Source organism: Aquimarina amphilecti (genome assembly GCF_900109375.1).
Classification (GTDB): Bacteria; Bacteroidota; Bacteroidia; order Flavobacteriales; family Flavobacteriaceae; genus Aquimarina; species Aquimarina amphilecti.
On sequence record NZ_FOAB01000004.1, the window covers coordinates 304,584 to 325,019 of the forward strand.

19 protein-coding genes are annotated in these 20,436 nt (G+C 30.2%); 1 reads left to right on the forward strand and 18 read right to left on the reverse strand.

The window, feature by feature from the left end; translation table 11 throughout:
• Nucleotides 1–140: 140 nt before the first annotated feature.
• From BMY33_RS12015 to BMY33_RS12035, 5 genes are all read right to left on the reverse strand, one after another.
• Entirely contained in the window at nucleotides 141–1,487 is a 1,347-nt protein-coding gene (locus BMY33_RS12015) for a DUF4280 domain-containing protein (protein ID WP_091408719.1), read from the reverse strand.
• Between the two features lie 7 nt (nucleotides 1,488–1,494).
• On the reverse strand, nucleotides 1,495–2,058 hold the full coding sequence (locus BMY33_RS12020) for a YjgN family protein (RefSeq protein WP_091408721.1): 564 nt from the start codon (nucleotides 2,056–2,058) through the stop codon (nucleotides 1,495–1,497).
• 4 nt (nucleotides 2,059–2,062) lie between these two features.
• Entirely contained in the window at nucleotides 2,063–2,992 is a 930-nt protein-coding gene (locus BMY33_RS12025) for a hypothetical protein (protein ID WP_091408723.1), read from the reverse strand.
• A gap of 18 nt (nucleotides 2,993–3,010) precedes the next feature.
• Complete coding sequence (locus BMY33_RS12030; protein WP_091408725.1) at nucleotides 3,011–4,771, reverse strand: type VI secretion system Vgr family protein; 1,761 nt, start codon at nucleotides 4,769–4,771, stop codon at nucleotides 3,011–3,013.
• Between the two features lie 239 nt (nucleotides 4,772–5,010).
• Nucleotides 5,011–5,646, reverse strand: coding sequence for a DUF6624 domain-containing protein (locus tag BMY33_RS12035; RefSeq protein WP_091408728.1), 636 nt, complete (start codon nucleotides 5,644–5,646; stop codon nucleotides 5,011–5,013).
• 396 nt (nucleotides 5,647–6,042) lie between these two features.
• Here BMY33_RS12035 and BMY33_RS12040 point away from each other — a divergent pair, with 396 nt between their 5' ends.
• Complete coding sequence (locus BMY33_RS12040; protein ID WP_091408731.1) at nucleotides 6,043–6,453, forward strand: DUF6326 family protein; 411 nt, start codon at nucleotides 6,043–6,045, stop codon at nucleotides 6,451–6,453.
• 7 nt (nucleotides 6,454–6,460) lie between these two features.
• Here BMY33_RS12040 and BMY33_RS12045 read toward each other — a convergent pair whose 3' ends face one another.
• From BMY33_RS12045 to BMY33_RS12105, 13 genes are all read right to left on the reverse strand, one after another.
• A complete protein-coding gene (locus tag BMY33_RS12045; protein WP_091408734.1) occupies nucleotides 6,461–7,336 on the reverse strand; it encodes a sulfurtransferase in 876 nt (291 codons plus the stop codon).
• 63 nt (nucleotides 7,337–7,399) lie between these two features.
• Nucleotides 7,400–8,311 carry a DUF6892 domain-containing protein gene (locus BMY33_RS12050; protein ID WP_091408736.1) on the reverse strand — a complete coding sequence of 304 codons (912 nt, stop codon included), beginning with the start codon at nucleotides 8,309–8,311 and terminating at the stop codon, nucleotides 7,400–7,402.
• Between the two features lie 258 nt (nucleotides 8,312–8,569).
• Nucleotides 8,570–10,207, reverse strand: coding sequence for a serine hydrolase domain-containing protein (locus BMY33_RS12055; RefSeq protein WP_091408738.1), 1,638 nt, complete (start codon nucleotides 10,205–10,207; stop codon nucleotides 8,570–8,572).
• A gap of 93 nt (nucleotides 10,208–10,300) precedes the next feature.
• On the reverse strand, nucleotides 10,301–11,440 hold the full coding sequence (locus tag BMY33_RS12060; protein WP_091408741.1) for a helix-turn-helix domain-containing protein: 1,140 nt from the start codon (nucleotides 11,438–11,440) through the stop codon (nucleotides 10,301–10,303).
• 25 nt (nucleotides 11,441–11,465) lie between these two features.
• Complete coding sequence (locus tag BMY33_RS12065) at nucleotides 11,466–12,236, reverse strand: toxin-antitoxin system YwqK family antitoxin (RefSeq protein ID WP_091408743.1); 771 nt, start codon at nucleotides 12,234–12,236, stop codon at nucleotides 11,466–11,468.
• Nucleotides 12,237–12,456: 220 nt separating this feature from the next.
• A complete protein-coding gene (locus BMY33_RS12070; protein WP_091408745.1) occupies nucleotides 12,457–13,017 on the reverse strand; it encodes an outer membrane beta-barrel protein in 561 nt (186 codons plus the stop codon).
• A 113-nt stretch (nucleotides 13,018–13,130) separates the two neighbouring features.
• A complete protein-coding gene (locus BMY33_RS12075; RefSeq protein ID WP_091408748.1) occupies nucleotides 13,131–13,466 on the reverse strand; it encodes an avidin-fold protein in 336 nt (111 codons plus the stop codon).
• A 72-nt stretch (nucleotides 13,467–13,538) separates the two neighbouring features.
• Nucleotides 13,539–15,077, reverse strand: coding sequence for a tetratricopeptide repeat protein (locus BMY33_RS12080; RefSeq protein WP_091408750.1), 1,539 nt, complete (start codon nucleotides 15,075–15,077; stop codon nucleotides 13,539–13,541).
• 132 nt (nucleotides 15,078–15,209) lie between these two features.
• On the reverse strand, nucleotides 15,210–16,142 hold the full coding sequence (locus tag BMY33_RS12085; protein WP_091408752.1) for an NAD-dependent epimerase/dehydratase family protein: 933 nt from the start codon (nucleotides 16,140–16,142) through the stop codon (nucleotides 15,210–15,212).
• A gap of 126 nt (nucleotides 16,143–16,268) precedes the next feature.
• Nucleotides 16,269–16,940, reverse strand: a complete 672-nt coding sequence (locus BMY33_RS12090; RefSeq protein ID WP_091408755.1) for a DUF6624 domain-containing protein — start codon at nucleotides 16,938–16,940, stop codon at nucleotides 16,269–16,271.
• A gap of 107 nt (nucleotides 16,941–17,047) precedes the next feature.
• On the reverse strand, nucleotides 17,048–17,254 hold the full coding sequence (locus BMY33_RS12095; RefSeq protein WP_091408757.1) for a hypothetical protein: 207 nt from the start codon (nucleotides 17,252–17,254) through the stop codon (nucleotides 17,048–17,050).
• Nucleotides 17,255–17,302: 48 nt separating this feature from the next.
• The gene (locus BMY33_RS12100) at nucleotides 17,303–18,934 is read right to left on the reverse strand and encodes a serine hydrolase domain-containing protein (protein WP_091408759.1); all 1,632 of its coding nucleotides are present in this window, start codon (nucleotides 18,932–18,934) and stop codon (nucleotides 17,303–17,305) included.
• A 19-nt stretch (nucleotides 18,935–18,953) separates the two neighbouring features.
• Nucleotides 18,954–20,423, reverse strand: coding sequence for a serine hydrolase (locus tag BMY33_RS12105; protein WP_091408761.1), 1,470 nt, complete (start codon nucleotides 20,421–20,423; stop codon nucleotides 18,954–18,956).
• Nucleotides 20,424–20,436 lie beyond the last annotated feature (13 nt).

Genomic DNA, 20,436 nt, shown 5'->3' on the forward strand with positions numbered 1-20,436 from the left:
TGTCAGAAAAGATGGATATAAGAACTAGTATTAATAATAAACTTCCTATTAGAGTACTACAACCATATCCTATCTTAATAAGTGAATTTAGATTGTTTTTTGTAAACATTAAATAGGCATCAAATTAAATATTTACATATCTAATGAGTGGTTGAAGATATAGAACTACCATTGGCAATATCTTCCTCGGCAAAATCTGCTGCTGCTTTTATTGTATATTCATCTAAAGGAGTTACCAATAAGGGTAACATTAAAGCAACACCATTAAAAGCCATTCCATTAGAATATCCTTTGTTTTTTGTTCCCCATATTGCCTGAGATCTTGCTGTTCGGGCATTGCTTCTATGAGCTGAAGTGGCTCTATTTCCTTTTGTTTGTGTTTTTGTTCTTGGTAAAATTTCTCCACTACCTTTTCTTCGCATTTCTCTTACGGCTTCTGCTCCAGATTTGGTTTTTGACATTTCTTTAGCAATTGCTTCTCTTGCTGCGCGCTGTTCTGCTTTTGTACCCTCCACATTCATCATACGCTCTATATATCTATCATTTTGATTTATTCTGAATAGTTCTATCGATCTATCAAATGTTTCTCCTGCAGGTTTGCCAAGTGCCGTAGGGTTATAATCATCATCCGCCGAATTATAAGTAAACTCGAACCAATCTGGTTGCTCTATACTTTCTTGATTTGCTATAAGTCGATCGTAGGTAGTGTCTCCTGTATCACTTTTAAACCAATTACGCATACCTTTTTTTTCACCATGGGCTATTGGAGCGTAAACTAAGTAAGCACCTCCCATTCCTATTAATGCTTCTTTTCCAACAGCTAACAATCCAGACCCTGTAGCGCCTAACATAGAAGATCCTCCTGCAAATGCGCCAATTCCTGTAGAAGCGCCGGCGTATCCAATTGCAGTACCAAACATAAAAGAAATAACACCAGATAGACCAACCTCTCCTCGATTAGCCCAAGCTATTCTCTTAGCTGCAGAATTTGCTGCCGATTGACTAATAAAAGGTTGAATCATTCCGCCGGCACCACAAGTAATGAAAGAAGTTTGGGTTACAGCTTCTATTTGATCAAACTTGACAGTAGGGTGAGGATTTTGCCAGGCTGTTAATAAACTATTACATTTTGTACTATTTGATTTAGCAGCTGAATAAGTGTATGCAGCAGCGGCAACTGCACAAGCACCAATTATTATTGCACCCACACCAAAAGTACAAACACTAAAAGCAACTGCTGCTGCTATAGCTATTCCTGCAACTAACCCTGCGAAGAAACCAGCTTTTACCGCAGGTCCTTGCCATTTATTTTGGCAACCAAAATCGTTCATTAATACTAAATCTACTTTTGTTAATAGAACAGCATCTTTTTTAGAATGAATAACAGATAATTTTCTTGCTCCCTCATCTGCTAAAAGTTGTCCTTTTGTTGGACTCATTTGCATAGTACAAACTGCAAAAGTTTTTTGTGGTAAATAACTACTCATAGTTCAACTAATTTTTAAGATCAAAAATTAATTTATAGTCACCTAAAGTATTTATAGATACTTTTTGGGCGTGATCTTTATTCAAATTATAATACAAGATATATGACTTTAAAAAATCATTAAAAACACCTTCTTGATTTTTATCTCTACTTATAATTTTAATTTTTTTATCTTGATTCGTATTGATTTCTAAAGTTCTAAACCTGTTCTGGAGTGTTTTATCATCATTACTTTTTATTATAATTTTGGTTATTTCATCTTTGTTAAGTTGATATAGAACTTTTTTATTTCTTTTTATTTTGATTCCTTTTCCTAAAGAAATATGTAGCTTCTTAAAAAATATACCATTTATAATAGTAAATAATAATATCATTAAGGGAATTCCTATCATTGCAAGAACTAATAACTGAGAAATTAATGATGTGTTTGCAGTATTTTCAGGTAAAAAATAATCTGCTAATAAAAAACCTGGAACAACAATTATAACAAGTAATAACACTGCGAAAATCAACCACATTTTATAGTAGTTTTCAATTATAAATGCTTTAAATTCAAATTCTTTTTGTTCCATTTAGTTACAATTTTCTTATACCATATTTACACGTGCTCTGGATATTATGTTCTACATCTTCTATGATTGTTAATTCGGCATCATTAATAACTCTAGTTTTTTTATCAACAGTATAACGCGTTCTAAACGTAAGTTTATATTCTGTAAAACTATATTTTATTAAAGGTTTATGTAATATATTATATTGCTCTTCTATCTTCTTTAATAAAGTATCATCAAGTATACTGTCAGCTACTTTTCTTATGGTAATCGATTTATTATTTTCTTCTATTACATCGTACCTGATTTCCATCGGTACTTGAATTTGTGGAAATAACTGAGAAGTATATATATACTCTTCTGAAGGAATGTTACTTAGATCAACAGCTTTAATATGCTTGTCAAATAAAACTAAATACAATAAATCTCTATGATAATCCAGTTCTAGTTTATTATTAGTAGTGGCGAATTGTTGATCACCCTCGCTAAGAATATTTTTATATTGAGCTGGATTATCTTTTTTTAGACTTTTAATAAAATCAATGTCTTTAAGACCATTCTCTTTTAGATCAGTCCAATTCTGAAATACCTTTTCTCGATTAAGTATTTTATCCAATCTACCATTGGTATCTAAACTAAACTGTATATTATTTCTGATATGTTCTGTTTTAGAAACAAATTCATAGACCTTATCCATTACCGGTGGCATAAACTCATAGTGTAGATCATTAAGAAGTACTGCTACTCGATTTTCAGGAAGGTTTAGGTCTATATTATACTGCTTTTTTAATTCTGAGTGACTTCTAATTTCATCTTCTATCTTAGTAGAATTTGTCTGAACAGTTCTATATTTAAGTCGTTCTCCTGATAATTTGACTTTTTTATTTGTAATGGCTGATGATTTAGTTTCTTCATCGGCAAGCAAAAAGCTTCTTCTTTTTTTAGGTGCTGACATAGCAATAAACGCTAAAAATTAATTAATATCTACTTTACTTCCTGTTACTTTAGCATTGTCATTTAACAGTACCTGACTACCACTGGATCTATTATCCAGACTTTCTTTACCATTAATAATAATATTTTTACCATTAATAGCGATGTTTCCTTCTTTGTCCATAATCAAAGAACTTTCACCTATTATAATTTGGAATTGTTTTTTACCTTCAAAAACAATGTTTCCATCTTTATCCATAATAAAAAGAGATGATTTGTCTCCTATATTAACTTCATTCCTTTCTTGTGCATTTGTTACTGCGACTCCTTTTCCATCTAGTTTTATGCCAGCGGTTCCTTGATCTGTAATGGTTGTAGAACCTTCTTTATCATCTAATACTAATTTTGTACCACTTCTAGATTGAATTGCCTTAATATCATTTGCATCACTCTGAAAAGCTCCTGGTTGTGCTGAACCAGTATACATACTACCCATTACATATGGTCGTTCTGCATTTCCTCCTTCGAAACCAATAAGAACCTCTTCTCCTTTTTCAGGGATAAAATGGAATCCTTTTTCACCACCCGCATGCGGAGAAACAACGCGTAACCATGGTGTTAGTTCTCCATACGGTTTTTGCCAAGGAAACTGAACACGAATTCTACTCAATCCATCTGGATCAACATTTTCCATTACTGTAGCAACTTGAGTTTCACTTTTTGGAAACGCCATCATATCTGTATTAGGATATACATCTAACTCTGCAGTAATTCCTTCGAATTCATTATAATATTTTCCGTTTTCTGAGGCAGCGTGCGTAACTTTAATGATTCTAAATGAACCATACCCTGTCATATCATCTTGTATTGTTACTACATCTCCTAAATTAACACCAGGATTATCACTTTTTCCCTTTATAATTACTTGGTTTACTACGGCAGCCTTTTTCTGTTGGATAACATGAGTATCGAGACGTTGTTTTAGTTTTGCGTCGTCATAAGAGTTAATGTAAACCGCAGTTTCTTTAGAAAATATACTTTCGCTTTTATCATTGGTAAACTGATTATATCCATTAACACCTGTATCTACATCTACCGTGGATTTCTCATGTTGTTCATCTGTTAAATAATCATTGGTAAAGTATTTATACTTATTAGGTTTTGGAGCCAATTCTAAAGAAAATTCCTGTAAGTCTACTCCGTAGGATAATGGAACTGTATCATATTTAGTTTTCCCAAAAACCAATGTACTCCCATTATAATAAAACCATTCACTGTATTGGGCGGCAAGACGAGTTGCATATTCATAAGAACTTTCATTTTGTTGTACGCTATAATGCAATGCATCTGTTTTGGTAGGATCAAAAGAAAGAGTTAACATGGATGTGTCGTATCCCTGAAATGTTTTCTGTAAAATATCAGATAGAGGAACATCATTATGAGATGCATAATGTGGGCCATCATCCGCTATGATAGAACTACTTTTACCAGAAATTACGACACTGTCACCAGTACTGTTTTGAAATCCTTTGGTACTATTTACAGAAGTCACAATTCCCTTGAATGCTAATTCTTTATACCCACCTACAAATCCTAAAGCTTTTATCTGTACCACAAATGATTCTCCTAAGAAATTCTTAGTCTGAGATACCATTTCTCCAGATAGTTGTTCTAAGACATCTGTTCTACACACCAATTCGAAATCATGGTGTTCTGTAATTTTTTGTTTAAGAGAAAATGTTTTGAATGAAGTGATAGGCGTATCTCCGATATAGATATCTAATTTTGATTGAAGTGCCATAAGCAATGGTTGATTTTAGGTTCTATAGATTAGTGCTTTTACGAGTGTTATTGTTACCTAAATAACTGTATTTTTTCCATATTATTCTGTATTTTCGATAAGTTGCTTTAATTTTCGTTTAATAGCATACCGTCTTACTTTTTTCCCTACAAATTAGATGTCGTTTATAAAATTTGGAATATTATTTTAGAATTATAGAGTTTGGTTGTAGAAGTTTCTTATTTCGTAGTAGATACTAATTATTTTTCTTTTTGATTGATATTCCATTCGACACCTTTCTTTTTAGCAAAACTCTGGATCTTTTCTAATCCGATTTCTTTTCTTTTCTGATTAATATATTCTGGTTTTTCTATAGGAAAGAAGGTGGGACCCTTTTCCGAATTGTAATCTATTTGAGTTCCATAAATTTGAGGTTTATTAGAATTTATAAGCATTCTATCTATCAGTCTGGCATAGTGAGCGGGCTGAGATTCTTTTTTTAATATAGAAGCTTTAAGTAATGGTGCATATTTTTCTTTAGAAGAAATAGAACCATGCTGTAAAACACTCCATTGTGTGCCATTAGCTAATCTACCAACTTGGGAAATCCCTAACCACCCATAATTATCTATGATATTTGTAACTTCTTTTTCAAGAACCTTATCCTGAGCCTCAACCACTTCCCAGAAATACTCATATGCATCAGAATCTTTTCCAAGTTTATTTTCTGCTTCAATATAAATACGTCTGAAAGTTTGATCTTTCATAAATATGATCTCTAATTTGGTTTTTAATGAGTCTAACTGCTGTTTAGAAGGTGTTTGATACTCTGAGTTTGTTTGTGAGAATAAAGAGATAGTAACAAAAAGGCTTAAAATTAGGTTTAGATATTTCATCTTTCATAAATTAAATGAATTCAAATATAGAACTAATTATTTAGTTTGAACTATTTTTTTAGTTCAAAACTTATGTTGCTTGAGAATATATCAATAAATTCATTTTAATTATTGACTAAGTATACGCTGCTAATCTGTTTTTTGTAAAGTTATAAGGTACTTGTTTTGGGTAGTGATATCTTTTTGCGTTGGTAAATCTTAAGAATAATAAAATAATATACCTATAAATAGGGGAGACTGAGATTTAGAACAACACGTAAATACTTGCAATTAGATGTTAGATGTTAATCAGTATCTTAAAAATGGATGTTTAAAAAGCTGAGGCAACCATTTGGATAAAATTTACGTCTTATTTAATAAAGGTACTTTAATAAGAATGATAAAACGTAAATAGATATGTTAGAAGATAAAAAAATAGACATTAAAATTAAACTCGCTGCTTTATGGGCTTCAGTAACTTTTTGCTACTTGTATGGAGATTATTTTGAACTATATACTCCTGGTAAAATAGATAGTTTAATTACGGGTAAAAATGTTCTAGATAGCCCCAATAAATTATTAATAGCTTCTATAATATTGGCAGTTCCTTCGGTTATGGTAGCTGGTTCAATCATCTTGAACGCAAAAATAAATCGAATACTAAATATTTTCTTCGGGATACTGTTTTCATTAATGATGATAGTAATAGGACTGGGTTCTTTAACTGAATGGTCTAGTTTTTATGTTTTTCTTGCGTTTTTAGAAAGTATAATTACCATCCTGATTGTTTGGTATGCATGGAAATGGCCACGTGAGCAACAAGTGTAGTATATTCTTAAAAAGATTGTACTATAGGTCTATCAGGATCTTGTTTCCATACATTAAATGATCCATCAAATAAACTAGATTCAACTCCTATTTGCGCCAACGCCAACATTGCTACGGTACCCGAATAACCAGCTCCGCAAGAACAAATTATTTTCTCAGTTTGCCAGTTTGGAACCGTCTTATTTAATAGTGTTTTAATTTCTTCTGGTCGAATAAAAAGTCCTGTGTTTTTGTCTATAAATGAATCATACGAGGCACTAATAGCTCCAGGAATATGACCTGTACGCGGATCTTCTGGTTTTCCGTTATATCCGTTAATACCACGTCCATCCAAAACACAAGAATACTCTTTGTCAACTATAAAATCTTCTAGAGACCTCCTTAAGTGTTCTTGAGCTATTGGTTCAAATGTACCTTTTAGTGTATTTGGTATTTCTTGTGAAACTGGTAGGTTTTTAATTTTCCAATTTTTAAAACCTCCATTTAAAACACGAACATTATCGAAACCCCAATAACGCATAGCCCACCAAATTCTACCGGCAAACATGTGATTGTAGTTATCATAAAGGATTACTGTGTCTCTTTTATTAATTCCTAGGTCTATAAAAGATTGTTTAGCCTCTGTAAAAGAGGATATTTGTGCTAGACTAGGTACAATGTCCGTTTCTATAAACTCTTTTCTCCAGTCGAGAAAACTTGCTGTAGGAATATGTTCAACTTTATATTCATCAAATAAAGGCTTAGGGTTTGTTCCCCAAATTCCTCTTACATCAAAAACTTTGATGTTATCTTGCCCCAAAATTGTACTCAATTCTTTTGCTGAAATCAGTGGTGGGAATAATTCATCACTACTAGTTTTATTTACACGATGTTTTTTTTCCATTAAAAGTAGTATTATATAATAATAATCTTGAGGTTTTCAATGAACGGATTAAAGCTACATTAATTATATCCATTCTGCCTTGATTCCCATATTGTTTAGTTCTTCTAATACAGGTTCTTTAGCATAACATAGCACTGCTTTTTTTAAGTTAGGGAACTGTTTTGCATCTATTGCTGTTTCGATATCCCAATATTCTTCCCAACCTTCACCAAACCTTAGTAATTGTAGATAAATGTCATTTCCACCATCTTGATATATCTCCGTTATTTTAGATGCCATAGTTTTTGGAATCGGTAAGTCTTTAAAATATTGAGTGACTTCAGTTATTGGTTCGTAACCTTCTTCTTCTATGTCAATTTCTCTTTTATCATACCAATTGACAAAATCGTAAAGATCAAATTTGGGAGTTAGTAATTCTTTAGTATACATTAACTCTTGAATAATCGATAATTTGAAACCAAAATCGCTAAATTCAATCTGTTTTTCTTGTAATGGTTTTATGATATACGAGTCTTTTGTGAGTACAGGTTTTACATATTCTTTATCAAATATTTGATTGTATGAAATACTGATTAAACAAGGATTTTTTTTGCCAGTATATGTGAAACTTTTCACCTCATATTTCCGCATTTCAATTTTTTTGAAATTCCTTTTATTAATCTCTACACCGTCCACAATAATTTTACCTTTAAAAAAAGGTTTTTGTTCTGATTTGGAACTAGTCTCCATAGGATTATAACCGGTATGTAGAGAAATATGATTGGTTCTCCCGTTTTTATGTGGATTTGTACTAATGCCAAAGTCCTTCCAGTAGATTTCATTTCCTTTCATTACATATTCGACATTAAAATAAGTAGCTAACGTCTTCCAATCGATTGGTAATGTAACTATATGTTCATTGATCAATAATTGATCTTTTCGAATTTCAATGACTACATCTGGTTTTTTATTTTTTTTGCGAAATAGTTGGATCATATTCCTGATGTAAATATAATTAATGCTGTGTAGCTAAAATTTATTGTCTCAGTTTAAATTCGATTTTTTTAATGAAGCATAAGACGGTGACATATATGTTACTTTAACTCGGCACTAAGTTAACTATAAATATAATAGGTTATTTTTCATTAATGACCATTAGAAGTAAGTTAACTTAGTGGATTATTAAAGACTTAAGGACTTATAATAAACCGTCTTATGTTCTTATATATTGTCAATAATTAATTCTGTTATTTATTAATTAATTATCGCTGGTAATATATATTCTTTCATTATTTTGTCTGCATTAGGATGCGCGTTAGGATTGTTATATGCAGAAGAAGTTATAACTATTACATAAGGAATGTCTTTACATATAAAAATTTTGTTTCCGCCTCTACCACTACAAAAAGAAACCTCATAGTCTTTTCCATTAACATTATATGTTTTATTCCAGAAAAGGTATCCATAATACCCATCTTTTATACCTGCAGCTGCTTGTGACACTTGTTTTGATAAACTTTTCTCTACCCACTTTTTGGTTATAATTTGTTTACCATTCCATGTACCCTTGTTTTTGTATAGTTGTCCATATTTTGCAAAGTCAATGGCTCTTAGTTGTATTCCTCCCGCGGTATTACCAACTTTTTGAGGAGTATGTTGCCATTTATAATTAGTGATATTAAGTGGTTTAAAAAGTTTTTTATCCGCATAAGAAACTAATCCATCAGGAACAGATTTATGAATAATATCACCTAAAATAACTACTCCTGCGGTAAAATAAGTGAAATCTGTTTCTATTTTTTTGCTTTTTTTCATCGGTAAATCTAATGAGAATTTAACCCAGTTATCTGTTGGATACATGTTTTCTTCATTTCCTGGACTACTATAATCGTTATCATCTCCAAGAAATCCTGAACTCATTGTTAGAAGAGATTTTAGGGTTACTGAATCTTTCTTTTTGCTATAATTTTTAAAGGATTTTAAATTGTAAAAATCTTTTAGAAAAACCTTCTCATTGTTTATGAAATCATCCTGTATAGCAATTCCTAACATTGTAGAAGCAAATGATTTTCCTACAGACCTAGAATCGTGTAGACTATTTCTATGTTCGCCATTAAAATATTCTTCTATTAGAAGTTTATTTTCTTTTATAACTATGATCCCATTAATGTTTTCAAATCTTTTTTCAGCGATTTTTCTATTTAACGCTTCTATTTTGCGATTATCGAAACTATCTTTCGATACTTCCCAACCACTATTTGATTGGATTTTTTGAACAGGTATTAGGTTTTCATCTACTTGGATTTTAGCTACTTTGATGGAAATAGTCCCTTTAGCTAAAACAGCACCTACTTTTACTGTTTCTTGTTTTAAATAGGGTCTAACTTCGATTGTTAAGGAATGATTGCCTTCTGTCAATATATCTTGTCCACCACTTAATTTCATGAACCTTAACCACATGAACCAACCCCAAAAATCAATCTGTTCAGGATAGAGTAAAGGAACCATATATTTAAGTTTGGTCGTTTTAGCATCTAGAGTTCCTGCACCTTTATTTAGATTTTCTACGTGAACTTTTTTACCATCGACTAAGAATGAAAATTGAAAATTCCCATTGTTTAATAATTGATCTTGAGATAGGTTAGGAGCCAATAATTTGAGGCTCTCTATAAGAGGTTGTTCTAAAGTAAAGTGGATGTTCAGAAAAGCATCCTTGTTTAGAGTAAAACTATTGACATAGTTATTCGATGTAAGGTTACTTTTTTTGAAGTCAACTTTAGAAAAATGTAGGCTTTCACTTTCTCTTGTTTGAGAATTTTCTAGGGTCGAACTTTTACTAGTATTACAAGCTATTAGTAAGCAAATAATAAGTACTAAATAATTTGATTTCATTTTTGATTTTATATTTGATTGATAATTGAATTATTCCACAAACATAGACTTATCGGGACTTCCAAAAGCTCCATATTATATATTGGGACTCATTTAAGAATGACCAGCATTGTTTTTTATTGATTTCTTATACTGTAGTGGGGTAACTCCTTTGATATTTTTAAATACTCTATTAAAAGTTGTTTTTGAATTAAAGCCACATTCAAAAGATAAACCTAATAACGTTATGTGATCATAGTCATCACTATTCATTTTTTTTATGATAGCGTTTACACGATATTCATTTATAAAATCGGAGAAATTTTTATCTAAACCATCATTGATCACTTTAGATAAAATATTGGGATGCATATCCAGATTTTCAGCTAAGGATTTTAATGTCAATTCTGAATTAAGGTAAAAACGATTGGTTATCATTTGCTCTTTTAACCAAGATGCTTTTTTTAAGATTTCTTCGGATGGCTTTTCTTTCTCATTATTATTATTCCTATTGGTTTCCAATAAAATTACTTCTGGTCTTAAAAAAGCTTCAGCACTAATCCAAATAGTAACAATTGATAATAACACGTAAATTGGATAATAATCAGCTAGTCCTAACTGGAAATTAAATAGTACATAATCTATAATAGTGTAAGGTGTCCATAAGAACCAAAGTATGGCAAATATGATAATTAATCGATATAGCCACCTTAAGCTATATGCATCATTATTGCTGTAATTTTTGTTTAACCACGTGTGATACCTTTTAATTTTTTTTAGCGCATATATAGAGTAAGTTATAATAGATACAATAGCAAAAAATTGTATAACAGGCATCAATTGAAGGTATGTATTAGTCTCTACACCAATAATATTATTAGCAAGTGCATCACGACTAATCATAAGGTGTACTGCAAGTTCTATTACTAAAGGTAAAAAATGAAGGATATCTTTTTTAGAAATATGATAACTAAAGTTCGTTGTTTTTTTTACATATAGATATAATAATGGCCCAAGAGCTAAAGAATAATTCAGTGGTATTAAATAAAAATATGGTATGTAATTAGTTATTTGAAAATCTAAACTTAATATCCAAATATTCCATAAAACGATTATAAAGGTTAGTATTCCAAGTAATACATTGGCTTTTTTGTTTATGCGTCTTGTAAGAATTAATAATAGTCCAAATGTAGTTCCTATAAATACAGAAGCTATTATAATAAGATTAAAAAGATTTAAATTGAATTCACACATTAATTTGTATTCGGTATATGTAATATTAATTATTGTAAGAAACAGTTTCCACTAAATCTCCTTGTTTGTCATAGGTCTTCCACGTTCCAACTTTTTTAAAATTTTGTTTAGCGCCTATTTTATAAATCTTACTATTTTTAAAGTATTCAACGTACTTTCCGTGGTCCACACCATTTTTAAATTCTCTCTCGCATCGTAGTGTTCCATTATCGTAGTAATATTTCCAGACTCCATTTTCTTTACCATTTTGTTTTTCTCCAACCTTACTTATATTTCCATTTTTGAAATATTCAACTTGTTTCCCATTTTGTGAACCGTTCGAATAATTTTCAATATTTATAAGTTCACCGCTATCATAATAGTTTTTCCATTCTCCAGTCGCTCTTCCTTTATTATCAAAATGTCTTAGATATTTTAGCTTCTTATTTTTCTTAAAATAACTTTTCCATTCCCCAATTTTTATACCTTCTTTATAAGATCCTTCCATATATAAAACCTGCGAATAATCAATTTTTTGATATCCATCTAGTAGATCGTTTTTGTAATTTCTTATAGACTCTTGTTCTCCATTTTCATAGTATGAAATCCACTCTCCGGTTTTTTCTTTATTAATAAGTTGTCCTTCGGATTTAAGGTTCCCTGAGGCATAATAGTTTTTGAATTTTTCAATTTTTATAGTGTCAGTGACCGAAATTTTAACATTTTCATTAGTGTTTTTTTTATTATTGAGAGTGCACTGAGTAAGAGAAAACGTAGTTATAAGAGCTAGGGAAACTAGCTTAATTCGGGCATTCATATTATATCTTTTCAGGAAAATTACGTTTATTATTTTAATTATGATAAATCCTTACAGGATATGTTTTTTTTAAGGTTTAGATAATATGTAAACTATTCTAATACCTTTTTTATCCTAATCTCGATGGATTAATTTTTAACCTTGCAAACACAAAGGATTAGTAAACTTCTAAATATTTTAAAAAAAGTAATCAATTATTAATAATGATTTACTGTTCTTTTTAGTTTAGAGGAAACGTAATTCCAAGGCTTAGTGCTCCAACATATTGTTGGACAGTTGGCTGAAAATAATAAGCAAACCCGAGATCAATATTATGATTTTTTCCTAATTCTAATCCAAAAGAAAACGGGATGTGATAAATAATACCGCTTTTATCAATGTTATCAAATGCTGTTATTGTTTCAAATTTTCCAATCGAAGTTCCTATTCCAATCTCAGCATAGGGAGCTACCCAAGGAATTGGTGCTCTTAATCTTGCTTTTCCTCCAAGTAAGAAGGCTTTTGTTTCAGCTTTTTCATCAGTTGGATTATCATTTAAATCTTTTCCATCTGAGTTCGTCGAAATAAAACCTGCATAAGGTTTGAGCTCAACCCAAGAAGTAATTTTTAATACAAATTCTCCTTGTATAAAAAAACCATTATTAACGACTTGATCAACACTGTTATAGGGTGCACTCAGTCCGTAACCAATTTGGGCATTGATAGATTTTTGTTTTATAAACTGCGCTTGAGTTAAGCCAGAAGTTAGAACGATGGTCAATAATATGATTGTTTTTTTCATGGGATATTACAAGGTTTACTATAAGTATCTTTATAGAGGAAAATGTTACCTTGTTTTTGTGTATTTATAATAAAAAATCAGATTTATTATAAGTAGATCATATTTTGATATTTTTAGATTTCTTCTAAAGTTGATTTCCCTTTAGATTTATCCCCAGATGTCCATTCCCAAGTTTCGTGAAGACGGATTTTTCCATTTGCTAATATTTCAGGTTTAGAAAAACAGATTCCAGTCATTAGTTCTCCTTTATTGTTTATTTGATGATAACGCATTTCAATATTTCCATTTTCATCAACTAAGCCTATTAGATGTCCTTTTCGAATTTGACCTCCACTATATTCTGAGGTCAGAACTTTACCTTTCTGTTTGTATTCGAAAATAGTCTCTTTTGTTGTTTCTGCATTTTTAGAGTTTTGTATAGGACGAAATGATTTATTATTGTAATTCATTTTTTTAAGTTACTTTTTATATTAATCGTTTGTCGCACTATTTTTACTTAAGAATAGTTTCGTTTGGATTTATTATTCTTCATTTTCTAATTGTTTCAGTTTATCGATTGCATTTTGATTTTCGGGATTCAGTTCTAATGATTTTTTAAAACTTGCAATAGCATTTTTGTAATCTTTTTTATAAAGATAAGCTTCTGCTAAGCTATCATATAAATTAGCGGATGTTGGATATAAGTACAGCGCTAATAAAAACAAGTTTATACCTTGTTCTATTTTTATAGGATTAAATGATAACTTAAGTCCTAGTGTATTTAGCATACCTTCTTCTAGCTTAAGTTTTGGATGTTTTATTATTGTTTTTTTATAAAGTGAAATTAGGTTTCGATAATCATTGTGGAGTGCTATATCATTAAAATTCATATAGTCAAATACTTTCTGGATAGGTTTTTTCTTTTTTCTTGAAATCAGATTTTTCGAGCTGCTATTTTTAGTAAAATCTTCTTCAATCAATATTTTCGCGTCCGGATTGTTTTTTAAAGTAGCATTTAAAAAAAGTAGTGTTTGTTCTGATAGTAATTTATAAGAATACATGATTTTTTTATCATTTTTATCTTGCCTTTTATCTCTATTGGTAAATAATACTCCAAAGGAACTAAAATAAGAATGAGAAAGGTCATGAAATTTATACCTATAGCGAGGACTATATTTAAGGGAATCATATAATTGAAATTCATAATTCAATTCGGCTGGGATTTTATCGCTAATAAGAACTTTTTCAGGAATTTCTTTTTGAGCAAAATGTATATAGGGAATATCAAATTTATCTAAATTAAAATATGGAGATTTTTCTAGAACAGTGTACCGATATCTTTCAGTACCATCTAGACTAACTACTGCTTTAATGTTCCTGTTTTTCATAGCTGTTATCACATTGGATAATCCACCAAAACTAAAGCCCATAAGCGCTATCTTATCAGGGTCAATATTTTCATATTTATGTATTTCTTTTAAAAGGAATTCTACATCTTTTGATTGTGTTTCCAAGTCTTTTGTAGTTCCTCCTTCTAACAATCTAGTATCTGTTCCTCTTGATGGGCTTGATATTACAACAAAACCATTGCTTGCTAGATATTCGAATAATGTAAAGTTTTCGATAGAAGAGGCTTCATAACTAGGAGCATAAATAATAACCGGAACTATTTCTTTTAAAGAACGGGTATTGGTGAAGGCATTTACTTTTTCTGAAAGATGGGCTTGGTTTTGTGGCGTATTCGATAAGTAAGAAAACCAATCCAACAAAAACGAGTTTGGTAAATTATTCCATTCTTCCTCTTCCTTTAGAATTTCTAAATAATTTAAAACAGATAATTGTTTTGAGTTTTTGTTATCAATGCTAGCTGGATACCACATGCTAATATGGATTGGTCTATGCGTAAACTGGTTATTGAACTCATTTTTGATTTGGTATGTTCTTGTACTATCAGTAGTTATATAATGTTTAAAACCTACTTTATATTGACCTTGATCTAAGTTGATTTCTTTTAAAGACGTCTGTGCATTTATAGAATATAATTGCAAAAATATTAAAATTATGACAGTAGTTATTCTCATTGAGTTAGATATTAAGTGTTCATTTTTAAAGATTTAGTAACTTAAAGAATGTTACACTTTAGATTTACAATTAACATTTAATAAATTAATCTAATAGGAAAATAAGCTTTATGTTTTATAGTAAACTAAACATTATTTGATTTTATAATCTTCAATTATTGTGCTAATACCTTTTTGATAAGAAGTTATTTTGAAATCAGGAAATCTATTTTTGAATTTAGAGGAATCAAAAATATTATCAATCTTATAACGAGGTAATAATTCCTTAGTTTCTCTTATGTTTTGATTAAAAATTGATCCTATGTTTAAAATTAGGGACCCTAAGACATTATACTCAATTTTTCTATCTAGTTGTATCGAGATTTGTTCAATAATTCCTTTATATGTTAGTCGATTATCATCGCAAGGAAGATGCCAAGTCTGACCATATGTTTCTGGAGTATTTCCAATTAAAGCCATTGCCTTACTGGCATCAGGGGTATAAATTAAAGTTCTTAAGACATTATCTTTTAGAAATACTTTAGGTGTTTTATTAGCTTTTAATGCATCAAAAATAAGTGTATTCGTTATTCCTTTTGTTTTATTTGGGCCATAAAACTCAGGTGCTCTGCATATTACCGCATTAACTTCTTTTTTCTTAATTGCATTTAATAAAAATTCTACTGCTATTTTTTTTGCTTCTCCTTTTTTACCTTTTGGTTGTAGAGGAGTGTTTTCTTTTTGAATTTTGCTGTCTTGCGGATATGCATATGTGTTATCGAAGTAGACAAGTTTACAGTTATTTGTTTTGCAAGCTGCTATTACATTCTTCATGATTATAGGCCAATCTCTTAACCAAATTTTAGATTGATAAGGAAGTCCTACAGTTAAATAAGCAGTTTTAGCATTTTCTAAAGCTTTATCAACATCTTTTTCTTTTAACAAGTCACCTTTGAATAAGATGTCATTGGTGTGTACCTTTTTAGGATTTCGTCCAACAAGTTTAATTTCTTTTGTATAATTCGATCGTAATTCTTTGGCTAATTCCTCTCCAATTATTCCATTTGCACCTAAGATTACCTGCATTATAGTATTAATTCATGTTCAACACTTTGTAATATACTCTTTAAAATGTTAATTGTTGAAATAAGTAATGTTTCTACAAGATTTGATAATCATCATTGAACTACTATTATTGCATATCGTTACGTTTTATTTATATAACTGAGGTGTTGTAATTCCTTTGTCAAGAAACATTTGTTTGTTCATTTCAAAATGTGACTTTGTCATTTCATTATAATATTCCTTAAAAGCAGGAAGAGCATATTCTTTTCTTAGGCTATCTATATTTGTAGAATCTAGCAAACCATTTTTTGGTATCGCTTGTCCATTTTTATTGTATGTTAGTTGAGTGCCAAAACGTTGAGGTTTGTTTAAATTAACTTGAATCCTATCTTCTAACATCGCATAACAATATTTGTCATTACTTCCGTTTTTAATTTCTTTCTCCATCGCTTTCAGCATTTTTTGTTGAAACTGGACATCGTTGTCTGCGTGCTGAATTGGAAGCCAAAAACTTGTTGAAGCTTCTTGTCCAACTTTTCGCTCTCCGAGATAGCCATATTTTTTAAATAGTGTTTTAATTTTTTGTTGATTTATTATCGCAACACTATCTCTTTGGTGTTCAAAAATCTCCCAAGCCTTTTTGTAGCCGTGCAATTCTCTTAAATCAGCCGGAGGTATACCAGCGTATTTTTGGTCAAGTATTTCAATTTCATTTAGTTCTGATATGATCTGTTTTTTATCTTCCTCAGAGATGTTTTTGTTATTTGTACAACTTGTAAGTGCTATGGTTATAACGAGTAATGAAATTATTTTTCTCATAGTTTATCGGAATTATGGATATAACTAAAGACTTTAGATGAAATCTTTAGTTACAGATTTTAGACTCTAGTTTTATTTAAGTTTATATTTTAGTAATTGAGAAGAATTTATAAAACATCAAATTTTTTTGTTATATCCGGAAGGATGAGTCTTAGTGTTTGATCTTCAATTCCAATTAATTCTAATTTTCTCTTTAGTGTAGTGTCCTTATGAATTTTAGATACTTCGTTTTTTGGGATAGTGTTAGTAGATGTATCTGTTGCATTATTACAAGAAAAGAGTATTAGTAAGAATATAGAAAATAGATGTCTCATGTTTTAGTTTTTGTAATTGAATGTAAAGAAGTACAGTGTTAGCAATGATCAGTCTTTTTTTTCAAAAAATTGCCCGACTAGGTTTTGCCTTGATAAATTAAATCCAAGAACTTCTCCTTCAGAATTAAAGATAAAGTCGATTTTACCAAAGTAGCTATTTATTACATTCATCATAGATTCAGAATATATGTTGAGTGAAAAGGTTCCGTTTATAGTGTGTTTTACAATTAGTTTGTTATCAATAATCGTAAGTTCATAGATTGCATTATGATCTTTGTTTTTGTAGATGCCTATGTATTTGGTAAGATCAATATTAGAGTTATCTATGGTTGGAAGATCTACTTTTTTAGCCCTGAAAGAAAAATCTAGGAAACGCAAGTCTAAACTATCCTCATTAAAGATCAATTTAGAATAAGGTAAAACAAAATCAAACACGTTTTTTCCTGTTTTAGGGAGCATTATTTTTTCGGATGTTCCATGAGTTCCAAAGTATAATGAATTATCCTCTTCCCAAATATTATAATATGTACTAGCATTTAATTCATAAATTCCTTCATAAGAGGATAAGTCACCCTTGTATGATGGCTCTTTTTTATTTATTAAATTATCTTTTAGTAGTATTTCTAAGGAATCATATATGATTTCATACCCTGATAATCCTCCAGCATTGGATAAGAAGATTAATGATAAATCATGTTTTGGAGCGTGTAAAATATAAGATCTATAACCTTCCGTTCCTCCGCCATGGAATACAATATCAATGCCTTTATAATTTTCAAACTGAATTCCTAGACCATATTCTATAACTCTATTGTTATTTAGAATAGTTTCTTTCTGCATTCGTTTGAAATGTTTTTGATATTTAGAATTTTTTCTTGTAAAATTTTTAGCCCAAACTATTAAATCATTTAAGCTAGCATATACTCCAGAAGATCCTATCGTGCTAATTTTTACAGAATTATTTATAATATTATTTTCTATAGAAGTATAAGAATATGCTTTATGTGGAATTACCTGATTGTAGTTGTCTACAGCTTGGCTATAATCCATTCCAAATGGATCAAATACTTTTTCTTTGAGCTGTTCTTGAAACGTTTTTTCGCCTACATTGGTAATGATTTTCGAAAGTAAAACAAAACCTGTGTTGTTATACTGATAATCATTTCCTGGCTTAAAATTAAATTGTCTTATATTAAATAACATAGTTATAACCTCTTCATAGGTCATTTTTTTGATTCCTTTTATTTGGGCAAGTTCATCAACATTAGGCAATCCGTGTGTATGATTCATTAATTGTTTAATGGTAACTTTATAAGGAAGCTCTTTAAGTTCTGGTAAATAATCTCGGATGTCATCATTAATGGATAACTTTCCTTCTCCTTGTAAGATTAAAGTTAATAATGAGGTCATTTGCTTAGAATTGGAAGCAATATTAAAAACTGTTGTATCCGCAATAGGTATTTGATATTCTACATTAGCCAATCCCATTGTTTTTTTGAATGTAACTTTACCCTTTTGTATTATAGCAAAAGCTCCACCTGGATTTTTTTTATCGAAATGAGATTCTAAAATAGATGTTATTTTTTCTGAATCTATGGCTCGTATGGACTGTGCATTTATTAATATTGGTTGTATTAGTAGTATTATTATAAGAATACATTTTATATATATGGTTTTCATAAGATTTTAATTTATGATTTTAGTGCTTTTTAAATGTAATAGGTTCTTTTTGCGAGAATAATTGTAAACCGGAGATATCTCCGTTCAGATCATCGATAAACTTTAAATCGAATTGAGGACTAAAAACGTCTTTAAAATTTTTGGTCGGTTTAAAAAAGAATGAGTTGTGATGTGTATGCTGTAACTGGAATTTATATTTAGGTAATACCGCGTATAATTTTTCATTTTCTATGATAACTTTAATACGTCCATATCCTTTTGCTTCAAATATTCCACAAAAATTATCCAAAGGGTGGGTCGGCATTTTCTCTTTATTAAATGATTGATAGGGAAGTGGTTTGAAAATTTCTTTTATTTTCACTGGGTATGCTGACTCAGGATCGATGTTAAATAATTTTCTTGTAATGATATCCGCTATAAGGTGCGGTAACAAAGAATTATCTTGATTACTAAGCACTACGATGCCTATTTTTTCAAAAGGAAACATTACTAAGGAAGAACTAAACCCAAATGTATTACCACCATGGTCTATTCTATAATGACCATAGCTAGATTTTAGACGCCATCCAAATCCATCTCCGTGTAAAAAAGAATCACTTTCATAATCTCCATTTTTGATGTTTTGAAGCCTTGTTGCCTGCTTAACATAAGCTTTTGGGATAACTTCATTGTTTTCAAAAGTTCCATTGTTTATCCAAGTTAACATCCAGTTTGATAGATCGCTTACGGTACTTTTTATTGCTCCAGCTGGACTGATAGAATTGTATATCTCGAACTTTACTTGCTCTATGTTTTTATTATATAAACCATAGGGTAAGGAATAATTATCAGATTTACTGATTTCTTCGAGTTTGGTGTATGAATTATTCATAGATAAAGGTTTGAATATCATTTCGTGGATATTGGTATCCCAACTTTTCTTTGTTATCTGTTCAACTATTGTCCCAGCTAACGTATATCCCATATTACTGTACTCGAAACTGTTTTTAATTTCACCTTCTGGTTTTAGATACTTTAATCGTTGGACTACTTTGAGTTTGTTTTTTTCAGGGAAAAACACTTCTGATGTACCTTGATTTCCAATCCCACTTTTATGGCTTAGTAAGTCTTCAATAGCAATTAAATTATTCATCTTATCATTGTAGAATTCAAAATCTGGAATGTACTTAGCAGGTTTATCTTTAAATGAAACTTTGTTTTGGGATGCTAGGATGCCCAAAAGTGAACCAGTAAATGCTTTGGTTGTCGAACCAATTGGGAAAACAGTGTTTTCTGTTACGGGTAATTGTTCTTTTAGATTTCTATATCCAAAGCCTTTTGAGTATATAATTTCATTATCCTTTACTACCGCTACAGATAATCCAACTGCTTGATATTTTTCGATCCATAGCTTTATGTCATCTTCAATTCCGTTTAACTCAGAGGTGCTTTTTTGACTAAAAGAATATTGAAAGAATATGAAGAGAGTGATTACATAAATTGATTTCATCTTTACTTGTTTT